12 protein-coding genes and 3 rRNA genes are annotated in these 20,058 nt (G+C 56.6%); all 15 read right to left on the reverse strand.

Features of this window, described 5'->3' with window-relative positions; translation table 11 throughout:
* Nucleotides 1–10 precede the first annotated feature (10 nt).
* Entirely contained in the window at nt 11–1,438 is a 1,428-nt protein-coding gene (locus FMF02_RS00730; RefSeq protein ID WP_162502251.1) for an FISUMP domain-containing protein, read from the reverse strand.
* 1,114 nt (nt 1,439–2,552) lie between these two features.
* Nucleotides 2,553–2,666: ribosomal RNA gene (gene rrf, locus FMF02_RS00735) — 5S ribosomal RNA — on the reverse strand.
* Between the two features lie 103 nt (nt 2,667–2,769).
* A 23S ribosomal RNA gene (locus tag FMF02_RS00740) occupies nt 2,770–5,643 on the reverse strand.
* A gap of 188 nt (nt 5,644–5,831) precedes the next feature.
* Nucleotides 5,832–7,373, reverse strand: a 16S ribosomal RNA gene (locus tag FMF02_RS00745).
* Together the 16S, 23S and 5S rRNA genes form the textbook arrangement of a ribosomal RNA operon.
* Nucleotides 7,374–7,987: 614 nt before the next feature.
* The gene (locus FMF02_RS00750; protein WP_026075004.1) at nt 7,988–8,548 is read right to left on the reverse strand and encodes an HdeD family acid-resistance protein; all 561 of its coding nucleotides are present in this window, start codon (nt 8,546–8,548) and stop codon (nt 7,988–7,990) included.
* Between the two features lie 101 nt (nt 8,549–8,649).
* On the reverse strand, nt 8,650–9,465 hold the full coding sequence (locus FMF02_RS00755; protein WP_141411874.1) for an SDR family oxidoreductase: 816 nt from the start codon (nt 9,463–9,465) through the stop codon (nt 8,650–8,652).
* A 4-nt stretch (nt 9,466–9,469) separates the two neighbouring features.
* Nucleotides 9,470–10,252, reverse strand: coding sequence for an MBL fold metallo-hydrolase (locus FMF02_RS00760; RefSeq protein ID WP_141411875.1), 783 nt, complete (start codon nt 10,250–10,252; stop codon nt 9,470–9,472).
* A gap of 400 nt (nt 10,253–10,652) precedes the next feature.
* Nucleotides 10,653–11,978: an MATE family efflux transporter gene (locus FMF02_RS00765; RefSeq protein ID WP_141411876.1), complete on the reverse strand. Its 1,326-nt coding sequence runs from the start codon at nt 11,976–11,978 to the stop codon at nt 10,653–10,655.
* A 167-nt stretch (nt 11,979–12,145) separates the two neighbouring features.
* Complete coding sequence (gene ahcY / locus FMF02_RS00770; protein WP_141411877.1) at nt 12,146–13,555, reverse strand: adenosylhomocysteinase; 1,410 nt, start codon at nt 13,553–13,555, stop codon at nt 12,146–12,148.
* Nucleotides 13,556–13,807: 252 nt separating this feature from the next.
* Nucleotides 13,808–14,869, reverse strand: coding sequence for a glycosyltransferase family protein (locus FMF02_RS00775; protein ID WP_141411878.1), 1,062 nt, complete (start codon nt 14,867–14,869; stop codon nt 13,808–13,810).
* Nucleotides 14,870–14,872: 3 nt separating this feature from the next.
* A complete protein-coding gene (locus tag FMF02_RS00780; RefSeq protein ID WP_019130960.1) occupies nt 14,873–15,250 on the reverse strand; it encodes a riboflavin kinase in 378 nt (125 codons plus the stop codon).
* 5 nt (nt 15,251–15,255) lie between these two features.
* Entirely contained in the window at nt 15,256–16,362 is a 1,107-nt protein-coding gene (locus FMF02_RS00785) for an AI-2E family transporter (protein WP_019130961.1), read from the reverse strand.
* Between the two features lie 136 nt (nt 16,363–16,498).
* Nucleotides 16,499–17,176, reverse strand: coding sequence for a phosphatidylserine decarboxylase family protein (locus tag FMF02_RS00790; protein ID WP_019130962.1), 678 nt, complete (start codon nt 17,174–17,176; stop codon nt 16,499–16,501).
* A 19-nt stretch (nt 17,177–17,195) separates the two neighbouring features.
* A complete protein-coding gene (locus FMF02_RS00795; RefSeq protein ID WP_141411879.1) occupies nt 17,196–18,053 on the reverse strand; it encodes a phosphatidate cytidylyltransferase in 858 nt (285 codons plus the stop codon).
* 7 nt (nt 18,054–18,060) lie between these two features.
* A complete protein-coding gene (gene ftsH, locus FMF02_RS00800) occupies nt 18,061–20,058 on the reverse strand; it encodes an ATP-dependent zinc metalloprotease FtsH (protein WP_019130964.1) in 1,998 nt (665 codons plus the stop codon).

Raw genomic sequence — 20,058 nt, forward strand, 5'->3', positions numbered from 1 at the left:
TAACAAAGTCTCAGTCTTTCAGACAGCGCACGGAATAACCGCGCTGAGGCTGCGTACCGAATTTAGAATATTCGAGACCGTACTGCAAGTTGTTGAGCACGACATATCCGCTACCCTGCGTCTGCATATCCGTCGTCCAGAAAGTCGCCGACGACTCCGAAAGGCTGAACGAACCGGTCTGCCAGCATTGTCCGGCAGGGATGCCGTTGAACCCGAACGTATCGCGAGGCCCGTTCGCCAGATCGGGATTCTCCTGCGAAGCATTCGAGTCGCTCCAACCTTCCTTACCCGCCAGTGCCGACCAGACATTCTTGCAGTCTTCGTCGAACACCCACTCTCCGTCCAAGTCATTATACCAGCCGTTTCCTTTCACCGGCGGCAACTGCGAAGCTACATAATCCTCCAAAACCTGCCATTCGGCCTTGCTGGGAAGGTGCCAGCCGGCGGGGCAGATCCCCTGGACACCGCTCGGAACGGCATCGGCGCTGCCGCCCTGTGCATTCTCCTGATCCATGGCTCCGTACCAGTTGTAGAGAACGCCGTATTTTTTATACTCCTCCGTCGCTTTGGCCGCCGCCACATCCTCGCCGTCGTAATTCAGCACGAAGTAAAGCGGGACGGTAGCCCCCACGGTGGCCGACGGTTTATTCACGGAGGGGAGATAGGCCAGATTTTCGGCCATCCACGTCTGATCGCCGATCTTCACGGTGCGATAAACATGGTTGTCGCGCGTGTCGACCATTTCGCCTTCACCGGGCTGAGGTGCAGGTTTCTTGACCGTTACATTCACCTCCGACGAGGCGCTGCCGCCCTTGTCGCCTTCGACCGCCAGCTCGATTTTCAACGCCCCTTCGGCTTGGTCGGCCGCAACAGCGTATTCATAAGTAAACGGCACGTTCGTCACCTCCGCGATCGTCTTGCCGCCGACCTTCAATACAGCCGCAGAGACCGAGCCGATATCGGCCGTCGCATCGCCTTTGATCGTAATCGTCGCCCCGAGGTCGAAAACCGCCCCCTCGGCCGGCTCCGAAATCGTACAGGTAAGATGCTGTTCGGGCGCTTTGAGCGTAACCGTTACCTCGTCCGAAGCTTTCGCACCCGCGTCGCCTTCGACCGCCAATGCGATCTTGAACTCACCCGCGGCCTGATCCTCCGCAAATTCATAATCATAAGTAAAAGGTACAGACGTAACGTCGCTCACGACCTTGCCGCCTACGGTCAATGTCACTTTCGAGATTTTCCCTGCATCGATCTCCGCATCGCCCTCGATCGTCATCTTTGCAGACATATCGACCTCTGCACCGTCGGCAGGTGCCGAAATTTCGCACGTCACATGCTGATCAGCAGAGGGGGGGGGTACGTCGTCTCCGCCATTGTCGTCGCTGCAAGCGACCGCCGCCAGCAACAAAACAGGAAGCATCCACAGTTTTTTCATCATAATCCGAAAACTATCTAATAAATTAACGAAAAGGGGCGCAATACAGCCCCGTCGGCCACAAAAATAAGAGAATATTTCCATATTCTCAAATCGAAAAGACGGAACACCGCATATTAGCCATAACAATCCGGAAATAAAACAGCGGCGACTGAAAATGTTTATCGGAATTTCCCTGCGTACAGATTCTATTCGACAACAAAACGAAGAAATATCCAACAGATCATTACTTTCTCATCTCTGAATTTTTTTGTATCAAAAAACGATATTTTTCATGCTTTATCGGCAACGGAGCAGCTTTTTCTATGAAATAAGAATAAAACCCCTGAAAAAAATCTCTCCTTTTCGAAAGAGAGCTTCCGAACCAGGCCGCACGCAAAAAACAAAGTACGCCGCTGTTTCGAGAATTCCCTCGGAGGTTGCCGTCGGCCGCAGAGTTCAGGGAAGCGTAAAGAGGAACGTTTTCGTTAAGCCAAATGAGCAGAGCCGAAAAAAGTTCGAACTATGCCGAGGCGAGAAATGGACGAAAGAAATTCAAGGCTTTTTCCGCAGCCAGTCCTCCGCTTACCGACTGCCGATCCGAGCGGCTCTCCGGCCTACCGCTTCTTTCATTCACCGATAGACAAAGCACACCTGCATACCAATTAACAACGGCAGCTATATACAACTTTATACTCCGTCGGATTTCCGAGCCGCTGCACCCGACCGACAGTCGGAACCTTCGCCGCAGAGCCGTGTTTGCAGATTGGCCCCGTCCGGGCGGGAGCTTCGAACAAGCCCCGCTTCGGTAGTCGGACTTTAAAGGAGCGGCGGCATAAAATGGAAGATAGTTGCCTTAACAAAATTGGCGCATCGTGCGGGTTCTCAGGGGCCGTTTCCGTATCGGAGGGAGATTTTATCAAAAAAGCCCGGCGGTAAGGAGGGCTGAGAACCAGACCCGACAGCCTCTCGCCCCTTTCCCTCGCAGTCATCTTCCCTCCGCAGCGGAGCGGACTCCGTGAAGGGAATGGTACTAAATGCGATGCGAGGGAAAGGAACGAGAAGGAAAGGGGCGAAAACGAATGCCGCGGGAAACCGCGGAAAACAAAAAAAGGTCAGACCTTACGGTCTGACCTTGAAGAGGCGGCTACCTACTCTCCCACACGATAAGTGCAGTACCATCGGCGTTAGTGAGCTTAACTTCTCTGTTCGGAATGGGAAGAGGTGGAACCTCACCACTATAACCACCTAAGAACCTTCTCTTCTCTAAGCAGATTTATCTGCCAGAAGACGGGTATTTATAAACCGGACCCCTCCGATAAAACTTGACATAATCCGGAAAATGAGATAACTTTTGAAAAAAGCCTTTCGGGTAATTAGTATTGCTCGACTTTGACATCACTGTCTTTACATCTGCAACCTATCAACGTAGTAGTCTCCTACGCCCCTCAAGGGAAGACTCATCTTGGGGATGGCTTCGCGCTTAGATGCTTTCAGCGCTTATCCAAACCGAACGCGGCTACTCGGCGGTACACTTGGCAGCATAACCGATACACCGGAGGTTCGTCCAACTCGGTCCTCTCGTACTAAAGTCAGGACCCCTCAATCTTCCTACGCCCGCAACAGATAGAGACCGAACTGTCTCACGACGTTCTGAACCCAGCTCGCGTGCCACTTTAATCGGCGAACAGCCGAACCCTTGGGACCTTCTCCAGCCCCAGGATGTGACGAGCCGACATCGAGGTGCCAAACCGCCGCGTCGATATGAGCTCTTGGCGGCGATCAGCCTGTTATCCCCGGAGTACCTTTTATCCTTTGAGCGATGGCCAGTCCACACAGAACCACCGGATCACTATACCCTACTTTCGTACCTGGTCGACTTGTATGTCTCACAGTCAAGCGCCCTTATGCTATTGCACTCTGCGCACGGTTACCATTCGTGCTGAGGGCACCTTGGGAAGCCTCCGTTACGCTTTTGGAGGCGACCACCCCAGTCAAACTACCCACCAAGCGGTGTCTCCCTCGCGGGGTTAGAACTCAGATACACAAAGGGCAGTATTTCAACGTCGACTCCACGAATACTGGCGTACCCGCTTCAGTGTCTCCTGCCTATCCTACACATTGTGTACCCAAATTCAGCGCTAAGCTGCAGTAAAGGTTCACGGGGTCTTTTCGTCCCGTTGCGGGTACCCGGCATCTTCACCGGGACTACAATTTCACCGAGCTCACGGTTGAGACAGTGTCCAGATCGTTACACCATTCGTGCAGGTCGGAACTTACCCGACAAGGAATTTCGCTACCTTAGGACCGTTATAGTTACGGCCGCCGTTTACTGGGGCTTCGATTCAATGCTTCTCTTGCGATGACATCCCCTCTTAACCTTCCAGCACCGGGCAGGTGTCAGGCCCTATACTTCTTCTTTCGAATTTGCAGAGCCCTGTGTTTTTGATAAACAGTCGCCTGGACCTCTTCGCTGCGCCCTACTCGCGTAGGGACCCCTTTTCCCGAAGTTACGGGGTTAATTTGCCTAGTTCCTTAACCGTGATTCACTCGAGCACCTTAGGATACTCTCCTCGACCACCTGTGTCGGTTTACGGTACGGGTGACATATACTATAACTTAGAAGATTTTCTCGGAAACATGCTTGGGTACACTATCAAATTGCCCGTAGGCTCTCTGTACTGTCGGGTTTCAGCAAGGACTGACTCTTAATCTGCCCCTATACATACGCCCTTTAACCTCCTATTCCGTCAGGAGGCGGTACTTACGCGATTTCGTCTCTCCATCGAGGTATATGTCAGTATCGGAATATTAACCGATTATCCATCGAGATCGCCGTTCGGCTTACCCTTAGGACCCGACTAACCCTGATCCGATTAGCGTTGATCAGGAAACCTTGGTCTTGCGGTGTGCGGGTTACTCTCCCGCATTATCGTTACTCATGCCTACATTTGCTTTTCCATACGCTCCACAACATCTCACGACGCTGCTTCGACGCTGAATGGAATGCTCCCCTACCGCGCTTTCGCGCCCAGAACTTCGGTGGTATGCTTGATGCCCGTTTATTATCCACGCTTTGTCGCTCGACTAGTGAGCTGTTACGCACTCTTTGAATGAATAGCTGCTTCCAAGCTAACATCCTAGCTGTCTATGCAACAAAACATCGTTAGTTCAACTTAGCATACGCTTGGGGACCTTAGTTGCTGGTCTGAGTTGTTCCTCTTTTGTCACCGGACATTAGCACCCGGTGGCTCACTGCTGTAAATCATACTACTGGCATTCGGAGTTTGTCGGGATTTGGTAGGCGGTGAAGCCCCCGCATCCAATCAGTAGCTCTACCTCCAGTAGACTCTTTATTACAACGCTGCCCCTAAAGGCATTTCGGGGAGTACGAGCTATTTCCCAGCTTGATTGGCCTTTCACTCCTACCCTCAAGTCATCGAGAAGCTTTTCAACGCTTATTCGTTCGGACCTCCAGTTGGCTTTACCCAACCTTCATCCTGCTCAAGGGTAGATCGCAAGGTTTCGCGTCTACAACCACTGACTAAACGCCCTGTTCAGACTCGCTTTCGCTTCGGCTCCGTGCTTCCTAGCACTTAACCTCGCCAGTGATTAGTAACTCGTAGGCTCATTATTCAATAGGCACGCCGTCACGGCACGAAGCCGCTCCGACAGGTTGTAAGCGTATGGTTTCAGGTTCTTTTTCACTCCCCTGTTCGGGGTTCTTTTCACCTTTCCTTCACAGTACTGGTTCACTATCGGTCTCTTGGGAGTATTTAGCCTTACCGGGTGGTCCCGGCAAATTCTGACTGGATTCCTCGTGTCCCGCCATACTCAGGATACTGCTATCTTTGAACTTAATTACCTGTACGAGACTTTCACTCTCTATGGTCGACTTTTCCAAATCTTTCCAGTTCTTTGTCCTTCGAATCTCGCAGTCCTATAACCCCGGCATTGCCGTAACAATACCGGTTTGGGCTCCTTCCATTTCGCTCGCCGCTACTTTGGAAATCGATGTTTCTTTCTTCTCCTCCTCCTACTTAGATGTTTCAGTTCAGAGGGTTAGCCCCCATTGCTGGGTGACAGGCCTTCTGCCTGCCGGGTTGTCCCATTCGGATATTCGCGGATCAATTCTCGTTTGCAAATCCCCGCGACTTTTCGCAGCTTACCACGTCCTTCTTCGCCTCCAAGAGCCTAGGCATCCCCCATACGCTCTTTATTACTTTCTTCTTTCATACCGACCCCCTATTGTAAGTCGGTACGCTTATCTCATTTCCCTTAATTATGTCAATGAACGTCGCAAATCTTTCGACTTGCCCAAGAACAGCACTCGGTTCGAACCTACGCCTGAAAGCGGTGCTGTTGTAACGAACTTTGAAAATCGAGCAGCTAATACCTTTATAAGGATAAGCTCCAGAAAGGAGGTGTTCCAGCCGCACCTTCCGGTACGGCTACCTTGTTACGACTTAGCCCCAGTCATCGGTTTTGCCCTAGGTCGCTCCTTTCGGTCACGAACTTCAGGCACCCCCAACTCCCATGGCTTGACGGGCGGTGTGTACAAGGCCCGGGAACGTATTCACCGCGCCATGGCTGATGCGCGATTACTAGCGAATCCAACTTCATGGAGGCGAGTTTCAGCCTCCAATCCGAACTGAGATAGGCTTTCGAGATTCGCTCCCCATCACTGGGTGGCTGCCCTCTGTACCTACCATTGTAACACGTGTGTCGCCCCGGACGTAAGGGCCGTGCTGATTTGACGTCATCCCCACCTTCCTCTCGGCTTACACCGGCAGTCCCGATAGAGTGCCCAGCTTGTTTGATCGCTCAAACGCTCTGATGGCAACTATCAGTAGGGGTTGCGCTCGTTATGGGACTTAACCCGACACCTCACGGCACGAGCTGACGACAACCATGCAGCACCTAGTTTCCTGCCCCGAAGGGAAATCCTGTTTCCAGAATCGTCAGTAACTTTCAAGCCCGGGTAAGGTTCCTCGCGTATCATCGAATTAAACCACATGTTCCTCCGCTTGTGCGGGCCCCCGTCAATTCCTTTGAGTTTCATTCTTGCGAACGTACTCCCCAGGTGGATAGCTTATCGATTTCTCTTAGTCACCGACTGTGTATCGCCGACAACGAGCTATCATCGTTTACTGCGTGGACTACCAGGGTATCTAATCCTGTTTGCTCCCCACGCTTTCGTGCCTCAACGTCAGATATAGTTTGGTAAGCTGCCTTCGCAATCGGTGTTCTGTATGATCTCTAAGCATTTCACCGCTACACCATACATTCCGCCTACCGCAACTACTCTCTAGCCCAGCAGTATCAACGGCACGTTTGGTGTTAAGCACCAAAATTTCACCGCTGACTTACTAAACCGCCTACGCACCCTTTAAACCCAATAAATCCGGATAACGCTTGGATCCTCCGTATTACCGCGGCTGCTGGCACGGAGTTAGCCGATCCTTATTCGTACGATACTTTCAGGCAGATACACGTATCTGCGTTTACCCTCGTACAAAAGCAGTTTACAACTCATAGAGCCGTCTTCCTGCACGCGGCATGGCTGGTTCAGACTTCCGTCCATTGACCAATATTCCTCACTGCTGCCTCCCGTAGGAGTTTGGTCCGTGTCTCAGTACCAATGTGGGGGGTTAACCTCTCAGTCCCCCTATGTATCGTCGCCTTGGTAAGCCGTTACCTTACCAACTAGCTAATACAACGCATGCCCATCCTTTACCACCAAAGCTTTCAACTCCGAAAGATGCCTCCCGGAATATTATGGGGTATTAGTACCGATTTCTCAGTGTTATCCCCCTGTAAAGGGTAGGTTGCATACGCGTTACGCACCCGTCCGCCGGTCGCCATCAATAGTATTGCTACCATTATGCTGCCCCTCGACTTGCATGTGTTAAGCCTGCCGCTAGCGTTCATCCTGAGCCAGGATCAAACTCTCCATTGTATAATTTAATGTTTTGTTAAATCTTTCGCTCTAATCCCAAAGGTATTGTTTGAAATCACTCATATAGAGTGGATTAAACTTAGCTGCTCAATATTTTCAAAGAACGTCGTTCTATCTTAATCGTTAGAACTTTTCGCGTTCGTCTCTGCTTCATTTTTCGAAGCGGAAAGCGGTTGCAAAGGTAAAACCTTTTTTCGGACTTTCCAAATCTTTTTTCAAAAAAACTTCAAAAGTTTCCAAGACTCTTTCAGAGCGGAAAGTGGTGCAAAGATAACTCATTTTCGCATCCCTTCCAAATCTTTCGGAAGATTTTTTCGAACGAACTTTTTCAGAGAACCTCGTTGCCTTTCAGAATACGTTTCATTTTCTGATTGCGGGTGCAAAGATAAGGCATTCCGTCGGATATTTCCAAACATTTCCTAAACTTTTTTCAATATTAATTTTCATCCTGCCATCACATCGCTATCCGACAAGCAGTTACGATTTTCCATTTCCGGCGGAAATATCCATATATAATAAGGTGAGAGTTTATCGGCCGATTCCGAAACAAAACCGTCGCTGCATACAAACATGCAGCGACGGACTTCGGTTTTATATCCGGACGGCGGGAACGCCTACTCTTTTTCCAGAGAGCGAAGGGCAAACGCATGCGTAATACGATAAATTCCGTAGGCGAAGAAGGCCAGAGAGATCATCGAAACGATGAACAGGCCGTTCCACGCAGGGCTGACGAGAAAGAAAAACGAAAAGATAATCGCCAGCACGGCCAGAATAATCAGCCAACTGCCGTCAGTATAGCGCCGGAACTCATAGGCTTCGCCCAACGCCCAGAAAGCACGGAACAGAATCCAGAAACCGACGACATAGATCAGCGTCCCCACGACCGACCCGATGGGCATGACCATCAGCATAATCGCCAGCAAAAGTTCCATGATTCCCGTCACGAGCATCCAGCCCCAACCGCGCAGCATATCGCTGTTGGAGGCGGCCAGCACGATATCCATAATTCCGTCGACGAGCAGCACGGCGATAAACAGCATCGACAGTGCGACGAGCGTCGCGTCGGGCGTCACCAGACAGAGTACGCCGACCAGGATCGAAAGCAGACCGGCAATCAACGACACCCACCAGTATTTGACATGGCGGCTGTCCCGAACAAAGACATTTGTTTTCATACAAAGAAGGGTTTTGCCCTATCCCGAACAAAAACAATGCCCGGCCGCAACCGCAGCGGGTTGCAGCCGGACGATAACTGCCGGCCGAAGCGGACAATGCGCTACTTGAAAGGCGAATCGGGCTCCTTGGACATATACCAATAGAAGAGCCTGTCGAGCAGCGACGGCCAGAATTTCTTGACGAAATGCGTGGCACGTCCCTGAAATTCCATCAGGCACAAGCGCTTGCGCCGCACGACCGCACGGGCGATGATACGGGCCACCTCTTCGGCCGTCATCATCTTGCCCTCCTCGCGGGGCGTCTCGCCCTGCTGCGAGCCGTCGGCCGTAAGTGCCGAAAAGCGCACGTTCGAAGCCGTAAAGCCCGGACAAGCGATCATCACGTGCACGCCCTTCTTGCGATTCTCGATACGGATCGTCTCCAAAAAGCCCGTCATCGCATACTTCGAAGCCGAGTAACCGGTACGGCCCGGCAGCCCGTGAATCCCGGCAACCGACGACACGCCCACGATCGAACCGCGCACCCTCTGGATATAGGGAAGCGCATACTTCGTACAATTGACGCAGCCCCAGAAATTTACATCCATCAACTTGTGCAACACCGCCAGATCGACCTCGTCGAACAAGGCGCGCATCGAAATGCCGGCATTGCAGATCAACACATCCACCCCGCCGAACGTATCGACCGCCGTGTCGATCAGTCGCTTGCAATCGGCCTCGCGCGTCACGTCGCACACGGCATAGGCGGCGTGTCCGCCCGCCGCACCGATCCGGCCGACAATCTCCCTCAACGCATCTTCATGCCGCGCCCCGAGCACCGCATTGGCGCCCGCAGCAGCGAAATATTCGGCCAGTGCCCGGCCGATTCCCGACGAAGCGCCGGTCACGACCACGGTTTTTCCCTTAAAAAAATCCATATCTTCAAATTATGATTTCCAATCCGTCGTAAGCCAGTTCGACCCCCCGCGGCAGAAGAGCCGTCGTCGCCGCGTGCCGTCCGATCTCGTGCGACACATGCGTGATAAGCGCCCTGCGAGGCGCGACCCGAGCGATGAGTGCCAACGCCTCCCCGACATTGAAATGCGAGGGATGCGGTCGAAAACGCAGGGCGTTGACCACCAGCAGCTCCACTCCGATCAATTTCCCGACCTCCGCGTCGGCGATCGTCTTGAAATCGGTCAGGTAGGCCATGCGGCCGATGCGGTAGCCCGTCACCTCGAAACGCTCGGAGTGGTGCCCCGACACGGGCACGATTCGCTCGCCCGCGATTTCGAGCGGCCGTGCGACGTCGATCTCGTGCAGCCGGATGTCGGGTGCGCCGCGGTACTTCTCCTCCTCGAAGGCATAGTCGTAGTCCTTGCGCACGACACGGGCCGCAGCAGGCGCCGCATAAATGTCCACGGGATGAATCACCGGCGGGTAATCCACGAAATTGAAAGCGCGCACGTCGTCGATACCGCCCGTATGATCCTTGTGCTCGTGCGTCAGCAGGATCGCATCGAGACGGCTTACCCCCGCACGCAACATCTGGCAGCGGAAATCGGGGCCGGCATCGATCACGAAGCGCGCTCCGCCGTCGGTCTCAATCATCGCCGAGGTGCGTAACCGCTTGTCGCGGCTATCGGTCGAAGTGCAGACTTCGCAGCGGCATCCGATCACCGGCACGCCCTGGGAGGTTCCCGAACCAAGAATCGTCAGTTTCATTGGAACAAAGATACGATTTGCATTTAAAAATGGAAAACCAAGAATTAAAAATTCGGATTTATCATCCCGAAGAGGAAGCCTTCGGGAATTCCGACGTGAGAATCAACCATTGCGCACCTGCCGGTCGGAGTTCGCGGAGGACACCGTCGTGCGGGCCTCTGCGGGCGGAGGCGCCGGCCCGTGCGGCGCCGAGATGTCGCAGGGCGTTGGAATACCTGTCTCACCGATTGTTCTGCTGTCTGTCTTATCGGTCAGCTCGCGGCCGGCGGAAGATGCTTTCCGAGCTGCCGAGACGAGGTGCAGCCCTCCGCACCGGGCGGCTGCGGACTGCCGCTCTTCGATCAATGGAATGAATAATCTTCGTTGCGCGCAGCGCACAACAGACTTCGCCTCGCAAAATTCAGATCTTCAACCTCCGCCACCGTCCGCTGCGGATGTAGGCATAGGAGAGCGCCAGCGAGATCAGATAATAGACGTGGTCGGCCGTCCAGCAAAGCGCCACGTCGGCCCGGAGGACATAGACGAGCCACAGCGTATAGAGCGTATAGGCCGTGACGCAGACCAGCGTAATTCCGAGCGCCGTACGCGTATTGCCCGTGCCCGAAACGCTGAACTGATAGATGAAGGCCGGCACGCACGGCACGATCGTCGTGAGCATGACCCAAAGCGACGGCACGGCGGCGGCAATCAACTCCGCATTGCCCGTATAGGCACCCAGCACCACGCGGGGCAAAAGCGCGAAGAGCAGCGATACCGGCAGTACGAAGGCGAAGCAGAGGCGCACCATACGCCGGCACAGCCCCCATACCCGATCCGCCTCGCCAGCTCCGATCAGGTTGCCGACCAGCGAGCTGGCCGTCGAAGCGAAGGCGTTGATGAAGAGGAAGACCACCGACGAGATGCTGCGCACCATATTCGTAACGGCGAGCGGCCGCTCGCCCAGGTTTTCGATCGCCACGAAGAAGATGAACCAACTGATAAAGGCGATCGCCTCCTGCAACATGATCCAGACCGAAACCCCGAACACCTGCCGGAGAATCTTCCACTCGATTCCCCTGAACCGGAACAGGCCGTAGGCCCGCCACGCGACACGACGATAGGTGTAGACGACGAAAAAGACGAGCGACACGGCCTCCGAAATGACCGAAGCGATGGCCGCGCCTGCGATTCCGAGCGGCGGAATCCCCCACCCTCCGAAAATCAGCAGGTAGTTCAGCACCACGTTCGTCAGGACCATGACCACCGAGTTGGCCGTCAGGATACGGGTATTGGTCGTCCCGACGTAGAAGGCACGGAACATCGCCGCGGCGAACGAGAAGAAGAACCCGAACGTACGGTAGCCGAGATACGACTCGGCGGCGGCGCAGATCGCCCGCGACTCGATCAGATATCCCAGCAGCCACGGCGCCAAGGCCCGCGACACCCCGAAAAAGAGAACGGCCATGCCCAGCAGAAACCACATTCCCTGCATGAAGATCGGCCCGATTCCTGCGAGATTGCCTTCGCCGTTGCGGCGCGCGATAAGCACTTGCGCACCGATGCTGAACCCGAACCCCACCATGAAGATCGTCAGGTAGAAGATGCCCGCAATGGCCGACGCACCCAACTCGACCTCGCCCACATGGCCCAGGTAGATCGTGTCGGTCAGCCCGATGAGCTGCTCCATCATCAGGCTCAGCAGCACGGGGAAGGTTATTTTCAGAATTTGTCGATTGGTAAAACGCATCGTCGTCTAAATTTCGGGGATACAAAGATAGGAATAAAGCCGGGAGCGAAAGCAAATTTCGGTTGCATTTTGCCGAGGCGGAGTATCCGAGGCGAAACCAGAGATACGAAAATCGGGAAGAAAAGCCCGGCTTTTCCTCCCGACGGGGTGACGTCCGTCGCGGAACGTCAATACCGGTAATGCTCCGCCTTGTAGGGGCCGTCGACGTCGACGCCGATATAGTCGGCCTGCCGCTGCGAAAGACGGGTCAGTTCGACGCCCAGATTGTCGAGATGCAGCCGTGCGACCTCCTCGTCCAAGTGTTTCGGCAGGCGGTAAACACCTACCGGCATCTCCTTCTGCCACAGCTCGATCTGCGCAAGACACTGATTGGTGAACGAGTTGGACATCACGAACGAAGGATGCCCCGTCGCACAGCCGAGGTTCACCAGCCGTCCTTCGGCCAGCACGAAGATCGAATGGCCGTCGGGGAAGGTGTATTTATCGACCTGCGGCTTGATCGTCGTCTTCACCGCAGACGAAGCGTCGAGCCGCGCCATCTGGATCTCGTTGTCGAAATGGCCGATGTTGCAGACGATCGCCTGGTCGCGCATCCGTTCCATGTGTTCGAGGGTGATGATGTCGCAGTTGCCCGTGCAGGTGATGAAGATGTTACCCTCGGCCAGCGCGCTCTCGACGGTCTTCACCTCGAAGCCCTCCATCGCGGCCTGCAACGCACAGATCGGATCGATCTCGGTGACGATCACCCGCGCGCCGTAGGCCTTCATCGAGCGGGCGCAGCCCTTGCCCACGTCGCCGTAGCCGCAGACGACCGCCACCTTGCCGGCGATCATCACGTCCGTGGCCCGCTTGATGCCGTCGGCCAGCGATTCGCGGCAGCCGTAGAGATTGTCGAACTTCGATTTGGTACACGAGTCGTTGACGTTGATCGCAGGCACGAGCAGTTCGCCCGCCGCCTCCATCTGGTAGAGCCGGTGTACGCCCGTGGTCGTCTCCTCGCTTACGCCGCGCCATTCGGCCACCGTACGGTGCCACTTCGAAGCATCTTCGGCAAGGATCGAACGCAGCGTTCCGAGGATCACGGCCTCCTCGTGCGACGAGGGGGCGTAATCGAGCGTCGAGGCGTCGTTCTCGGCCTTGTAGCCCTTGTGAATCAACAAAGTCGCATCGCCGCCGTCGTCGACGATCAGGTTGGGCCCCTTGCCGCCCGGGAACGAGAGCGCCATGGCCGTGCACCACCAATATTCTTCCAGCGTCTCGCCCTTCCACGCGAAGACCGGCACGCCGGCTTCGGCGATGGCTGCCGCAGCGTGATCCTGCGTCGAGAAGATGTTGCACGAGCACCAGCGCACGTCAGCACCCAATTCGACGAGCGTCTCGATGAGCACCGCCGTCTGGATCGTCATGTGCAGCGACCCCATCACCCGCACCCCGCGAAGCGGTTTCTGCGGGCCGTATTTGCGGCGCACCGCCATCAGGCCGGGCATTTCGTGCTCCGAGACCTCGATCTCCTTACGTCCCCATTCGGCCAACGACAGGTCGGCGACCTTGTAGGGAATCGATTCATCCAAATACATCGTATTCTCGTTTTTAGTTTGATTCAGCGGTGCAAAGATACGAATAAGCGAGGGCAATGTCAAATTTATTTGAACATTGCCGAGCGGGAGTATCTTCGGCGAAGCCAAAGTACGGAAAGTCGAAAGCAGAAGCAAACATTCATGTCTGATTATGCAGAGATGGAGTATTTTTGGCTTCGCCTTAGATACGGATTTTCGCACGCATCCCCAACGAGTCGCGCAGACTTCCGTCCGCACCGTCCCGCCGCCCGTTCAGAGCATCTCGGCCTGCCGCAAAGCCTGCCCCACCAACGCGTCGGGACGCAGCCACTCACGGTAATAGGCCGCATTGGCCTCCTTCATGCGCTGCACGGCGTCGGGACAGCGCATCAGCAAATCGACCTGCGCCACGCACTCCTCGGCCGAGGCATAACCCAGGTAGTTCACACCCTCGCGGAAACCGCCCGGCACCTCGTAGACGAAACGTTCGTTGACGACGGCACGGGCCGCAGCCACGTATTCGCCCGTCTTCCAGCCGATCGAGTCCCACAAACCCGTAGAGCCGATGCAGATGTCGCTGCGGCGCATCAGGCGCAGGTAACGGGCGCGATCGGTGTACTTCTCCGCGACGATCAGTTCGGGACAAAGGGCTCGTGCCAGGGGCGTATCCGTCACCCCGCCCGTAAAGTTCCGGGGATAACGTTCACCGAGCGCCCGCACGATAGCGATTCGCATCGCATTGATCGCCCGGTTCTGCTCGCCCTCCCACAGCCGCGTGAGAAAAAGGATCTTCAATCTCTTCGCCGCAACCCTGCGTCCCGCTCCGCATTCGAACTTTTCCACCGTAAAATACTCTCCCTCCTCCGCAGGACGCGGACGCAACAGGGCGATCAGCCGTTTCCGCAACGATTTGATTTCGACGGGAACCGGATTGATCGGATTCTCCGGACAGGTCACATGGTAGTTGAAGCCCAGCGGGCGGATCTTGGCGCGAACCTCCGCCGGAAAGACTCCGTTGCGGAACGTCGAACAGCTGCGTTTGAAATAGAGGTCTACCCCGCGGATGTAAGCCGCCGCGGCCACGACGTCGAAATTGTAGCCGTCGAGCATGTCGAACGCGATCCGGCGGCCGCCGACGAACGCTTCGACCAGATGCGGATGTGGATACTCCTCCCGCCGGTGGCCGGCGTCTTCGATCGTCAGTGCGATCCGACGCCGGCGTGCCAGCATCAGAAACCCCGTCACGACCTGGCTCGTATGCGCACTGCGCGACACGAGCCGCAACCGGACATCGGGGTATCCGGCGAAGAGAGATTCAACGGAACCGGCGTCCATACCTCATTGCGGATCAAGCGGTTCTCCTCCTCCGCCGCAGACCTCGCGGCGGTCGTCCCCGATCTGGCGGAACAGCTCCTCCACCGAACCGAACCGCCGTTCCGGACGGATGAAGCGCAGCAGCTCCACCCGCAGCCGACGACCGTAGAGGTCGCCCTCGAAGCCGAAGATATTGGTCTCCAACAGACGGCGCCGGCCGTCGACGGTCGGCTTGTAGCCCAGATTCGACATGGCGTCGTACATGCGTCCGTCCACCTCCACGCGCGAGGCATAGACTCCGTCGCGCGCATCCAGCGCCGCGTCCGCCTCGATATTGGCCGTAGGGAAGCCCATGCGGCCTCCGAGACTGTTCCCGTGGACGACGATCCCTTCGATTATCATACGATTCAGATTTTCTCCGTGAGTTTCTGTACCAGCCGGAACTGCGAGAAGAACTCCTTGGCGAAGACGCGCAGCACGGTGTACGACGGGATCGCCAGCAGCATTCCCACGATTCCCGCCAGCGATCCGGCGATCAGGATAACGATGAATATTTCGAGCGGATGCGCCTTCACCCGTTCCGAATAGAGCGTGGGTTGCAGCACGAAGTCGTCGAACCCCTTGATGATGAGCAGCGATCCGGCGATAACGAACATCGTGTGCCCTGTGGTCATCCCCTCGATCGGCGTCACCACGCCCATGAAGACCGACATCACGCCGCCGATGAGCGGGCCGGCGTAGGGCACGACGTTCATCACGCCCATGATGAGCCCGATGAAGAAGGCGTCCTGCGTCCGCATACCGAAGAAGATCATCGTGACCGAAATCACGATCATCAGGATGCAGCTTTCGCTCAGGATTCCTGTAAAGTAGCGCATCAGCAACTGCGAGACGGAGGACATCGCCCGCTCGATATTGCCGTGTACACGCTCCGGAAAGGGTGCTTTGAGCATCGACAGGAATAACTCGTCGTCTTTGAGGAAGAAAAAGGTGATGAACGAGATCGAAAAGAAGGCGATCACGGCCGAGAGCGTCAGACTGACGATCGACGAAAAGGCCGTATTGATCGTATCGTAATCGAAGATGCTCTTGAACCACTGGATCAGCGAATCGGTCAGCGAAAAACGTTCGTCGGGCAGGGCGAACAGATCGTGGAGATACTCCTGCATACGGGCGATCGGCTCCTCGACGGAACGGAGCACCGAACCGAAGTCGAGCGTAGCGAACTGGTAGAGTTTGTCGAAGACCAGCGGGACGAAGAGCGTACACGCCACGACGAAGAGCACCCAGATCAGGATCAGCGTCGCCAGCGCCGCCGCCCAGCGGGGAAGGTGCCAGCCCCGTATCCGCAGCCGCGCCAGACGGCCGACCAGCGGTTTGAAGATGATCGCCAGCAGCGCCGACACCAGAATATAGACGACGATCGAACGGAAATACCACATCAGGAACGCCACCGCAACGGCAATCAACAGGCCGACGGTGTAGCGTGCGAGTGTGGGAGGCGTAAGCAACATGTTCGTTCGTTAAGTTTGTCTCGTCTTGCGGAATCATCCGGCTCCGACCGTCCGGCGCTTCGAGTTCTCCGTATCCCTCCCGCGCCGTTACACGGTCGAGGAAGCGAAACAGGCCGGCGGCGACAGATGCGGCGTTCTATTTCGTCTGCGGTTTCAGCCGCGCGATCGGCGTCTGCGAGCCGACGACGGGATCGCCGATCTCGACCAACACTTCGCTGTCTTTGGGCAGCAGAACGTCGATGCGCGAACCGAACTTGATGAACCCGCACACGTCGTTCTGCTTGACCCGCTCGCCGACCTTCATGTAGGAGACGATACGCCGTGCGATGAGTCCGGCGATCTGACGGAACAGCACGTGACGGCCGTCGTCCAGGCGCACGACGGTCGTCGTCCGCTCATTCTCGGTCGAGGACTTGGGGTGCCACGCCACGAGGAACCGGCCCGGATGATACTTGAAATACTCGACCACGCCGCCCACCGGAAGCCAGTTCATGTGGACGTTGGTGATCGACATGAAGATCGATATCTGCATCATCTCCCGATCGAGATACTCGCTCTCGTGTACCGGTTCGGTCACGACCACACGGCCGTCGCAGGGGGAGAAGACCAGATCGGCGTCATGTATTTTCACGCGGCGCGGCTCGCGGAAGAACGCCACGATGAAAAACCAGAAAAGCAGCATCAGTACGACCAGCACCCACACGAGCGTACCGTTGTCGTGGCTGCTCAGCAGGCGATAGATCCCCGTACCGAGCAGCAGACAGATCAGGCCGGTGATACCGATGATTTTGTAACCTTCCTTATTGATTTTCATTGTCAGTAAAGATTAGTCGTTATACGAACCTGCCGACCAGCAGCAGGTAAAGGAAGACATAGGGCGCCGAAAGCAGCAGCGCGTCGAAGCGGTCCAGCACACCGCCGTGACCGGGGATCACCTGCCCCGAATCCTTGACCCCAGCCTCCCGCTTGAACATCGACTCCACCAGATCGCCCGCTACGCCAGAGAGCGAGGCGACGAGCGCCAGGCCGCCCCAGACCCAATAATTCGTATCAAGCGCATACGCGGCGGCGAGTCCCGTCGCCACGGCGCCCGCGAGGCCGCCGAAGAATCCCTCCCACGACTTCTTGGGCGAAAGGCGTTCGCACAGGCGGTGCCGCCCGAAGGTCATCCCCACCAAATAGGCGAAGACGTCGTTGGCCCAGATGATGAAGATATAGCACAGCACCGTTTCGGGACGCCACACGCCGTCGCCGGCGAGCACCGGAACGTAGAGCAGCAGCGACAGCGGCACAGCGACGTACAGCACGCCCAGCAGCGTCGCCCCCAGATTGGCCAGCGGCGTGGCGCTGCGACGGAACAGTTCGCAGACGAAGAGCGTCGGCAGCAACAGCCCGATGTAGAGCAACAGGTACAGCACGGCTCCGCCGGCCTCGTCCGTCACCGACCGGCTGAATTGCCGGAAAACGATGAAATTCAATGCGAACAGCAGCACGCCGACCGCCAGTCCCATCCATCGCTGGGGCGAAAGCCCTGTCTCGCGGGCCAATTTGTAAAACTCCGTCTGACCGCCCACGAGAATCAGCAACAGCAACGCGCCGAAGCTCCATTGCGATCCCAAAACAGCGCCGACGAAGACGGCGACCAGCACAAGACCGCTGAGCGTCCGCACCATCAGGTTCTTCATTTTCATCCGTTCTTTAAGCTTCGGTTAATTCATCGGCCGCGGCCTTGCCTCCGGCACCCTCCTCCGGTTTCGTCCCGGCAGCGGCGGCACGCTTGGCCGACTGCGCCGAAGGACCCAGAATCCGTTCGATATCTTCGGCATAGATCGTCTCCTTTTCGAGCAGCAGGTCGGCCATCGCATTGATCCGGTCGTTCTTCTGCTCGATGATCTTCCGTGCACAGGCATAGGCATCCTCCAACATGCGGCGCACCTCGCAATCGATGTCGCGGGCGGTCTCCTCGCTGAAAGGTTTGGTGAAGGTATCGCGCGTACCCGTCGAATCGTAGTAGCTGATCGGGCCGATCTTCTTGCTCATACCGTAGTAAGCCACCATCGCGTAGGCGGTTTTCGTCGCCCGTTCCAGATCGCTCAATGCACCCGCTCCGAGCGTCCCGTAGTTGACCTCCTCGGCGATCCGGCCGCCCAACAGACCCGCCAACTGCTCTTCGAGCGCTTCGTTGGTGACGTGCACCCGCTCCTCGTCGGGCACCGACCACGTGGCACCGAGACTCTTGCCGCGCGGCACGACGGTCACTTTCAGCACCGGATCGCACTCCGCGAGCGACCACATCACCGTCGCGTGACCCGCCTCATGGATCGCCGTGGCGCGACGTTCGGAGGCCGTCATCGGCATGTTCCGTTTTTCGAGTCCGCCGACGATACGGTCGATCGCCGACATGAAATCGTCGCGCCCGATGCTCTTCTTGTCGTGCCGGGCGGCGATGAGCGCTGCTTCGTTGCAGACGTTGGCGATGTCGGCACCCGAAAAACCGGGCGTCTGACGCGCCAGAAAATCGCGGTCGATCTCCTTGTCCAGTTTCAGGTTACGCATGTGAACGGCGAAAATCTCGGCCCGTTCGTGCACGTCGGGCAGGCCGACGTCGATCTGGCGGTCGAAACGGCCGGCACGCATGAGCGCCTTGTCCAGAATATCGACGCGGTTGGTGGCCGCCAGCACGATCACGCCCGAATTGGTCTGGAAGCCGTCCATCTCGGTAAGCAGCTGGTTGAGCGTGTTCTCCCGTTCGTCATTGCCCGAAAATCCGGCGTTCTTGCCGCGGGCGCGACCGATCGCGTCGATCTCGTCGATGAAGACGATGCAGGGCGCCTTCTGCTTGGCCTGCTCGAACAGATCGCGCACGCGCGAAGCACCCACGCCGACGAACATCTCCACGAAGTCCGAACCCGAAATCGAAAGGAACGGCACGTTGGCCTCGCCGGCCACGGCCTTCGCCAGCAGCGTCTTGCCCGTTCCCGGAGGGCCGACGAGCAGCGCCCCCTTCGGAATCTTGGCACCCAGATCGCGGTATTTTTCCGGCTTGCGCAGGAAATCGACGATCTCCATTACCTCGACCTTGGCCTCCTCCAATCCGGCCACGTCCTTGAACGTCACACGCTTGGGCGCATCCTTGTCGTATACCTGCGCCTTGGCCTTGCCGACGTTCATCAGCCCGCCGCCCGCAGCGCCTCCGCCGCGCGACATGCCGCGCATGATGAAGAACCACACGCCGATGATGAGCACCCACGGCAGAAAATTGACGAGCAGGTTCATCCAGCCGTTCTCCTTGTTCTCGTAACGCACCGGAACGCTCTGTCCCGACTGCTGCTCGGCGGCTTTCAAATCCTCGCGGAAGGCATCCACCGAACCGATGTTGAATACCAGCTGCACCCCCTCGTCGGGCAGCCGTTTGAACTGGGGCTGCGTCGAATCGGTACGGTACTTCTCGACCGCATCCTTTTTCAGGAACACCTCGGCCACGTCGCGGTTCACCACCTCGATCCTCTCCACGTCGCCGCTGCGAACCATCCCTTCGACCGTATTCCAGTCGCTGCGGACAGGCTCCGTATTCTCCGCACCGTAAAGCGAATAGCCGATGATGAAGGCCGCCACCAGCACGTAAATCCACATATAGGAGGGACGCGGCATGATCGGGTTGCGCTGGCCGCCGTCCTTTTTCTTCTTTGCTGTCAT

The organism is Alistipes communis (assembly GCF_006542665.1).
Classification (GTDB): domain Bacteria; phylum Bacteroidota; class Bacteroidia; order Bacteroidales; family Rikenellaceae; genus Alistipes; species Alistipes communis.

Coding starts and splice junctions, on each gene's coding strand:
- FMF02_RS00785 (WP_019130961.1), bottom strand. CDS start 16,362: ATGTTGCTTACGCCTCCCACACTCGCACGCTACACCGTCGGCCTGTTG.
- FMF02_RS00765 (WP_141411876.1), bottom strand. CDS start 11,978: ATGCGTTTTACCAATCGACAAATTCTGAAAATAACCTTCCCCGTGCTG.
- ftsH (WP_019130964.1), bottom strand. CDS start 20,058: ATGACAGCAAAGAAGAAAAAGGACGGCGGCCAGCGCAACCCGATCATG.
- FMF02_RS00750 (WP_026075004.1), bottom strand. CDS start 8,548: ATGAAAACAAATGTCTTTGTTCGGGACAGCCGCCATGTCAAATACTGG.
- FMF02_RS00795 (WP_141411879.1), bottom strand. CDS start 18,053: ATGAAAATGAAGAACCTGATGGTGCGGACGCTCAGCGGTCTTGTGCTG.
- FMF02_RS00755 (WP_141411874.1), bottom strand. CDS start 9,465: ATGGATTTTTTTAAGGGAAAAACCGTGGTCGTGACCGGCGCTTCGTCG.
- FMF02_RS00775 (WP_141411878.1), bottom strand. CDS start 14,869: ATGGACGCCGGTTCCGTTGAATCTCTCTTCGCCGGATACCCCGATGTC.
- ahcY (WP_141411877.1), bottom strand. CDS start 13,555: ATGTATTTGGATGAATCGATTCCCTACAAGGTCGCCGACCTGTCGTTG.
- FMF02_RS00790 (WP_019130962.1), bottom strand. CDS start 17,176: ATGAAAATCAATAAGGAAGGTTACAAAATCATCGGTATCACCGGCCTG.
- FMF02_RS00730 (WP_162502251.1), bottom strand. CDS start 1,438: ATGATGAAAAAACTGTGGATGCTTCCTGTTTTGTTGCTGGCGGCGGTC.
- FMF02_RS00780 (WP_019130960.1), bottom strand. CDS start 15,250: ATGATAATCGAAGGGATCGTCGTCCACGGGAACAGTCTCGGAGGCCGC.
- FMF02_RS00760 (WP_141411875.1), bottom strand. CDS start 10,252: ATGAAACTGACGATTCTTGGTTCGGGAACCTCCCAGGGCGTGCCGGTG.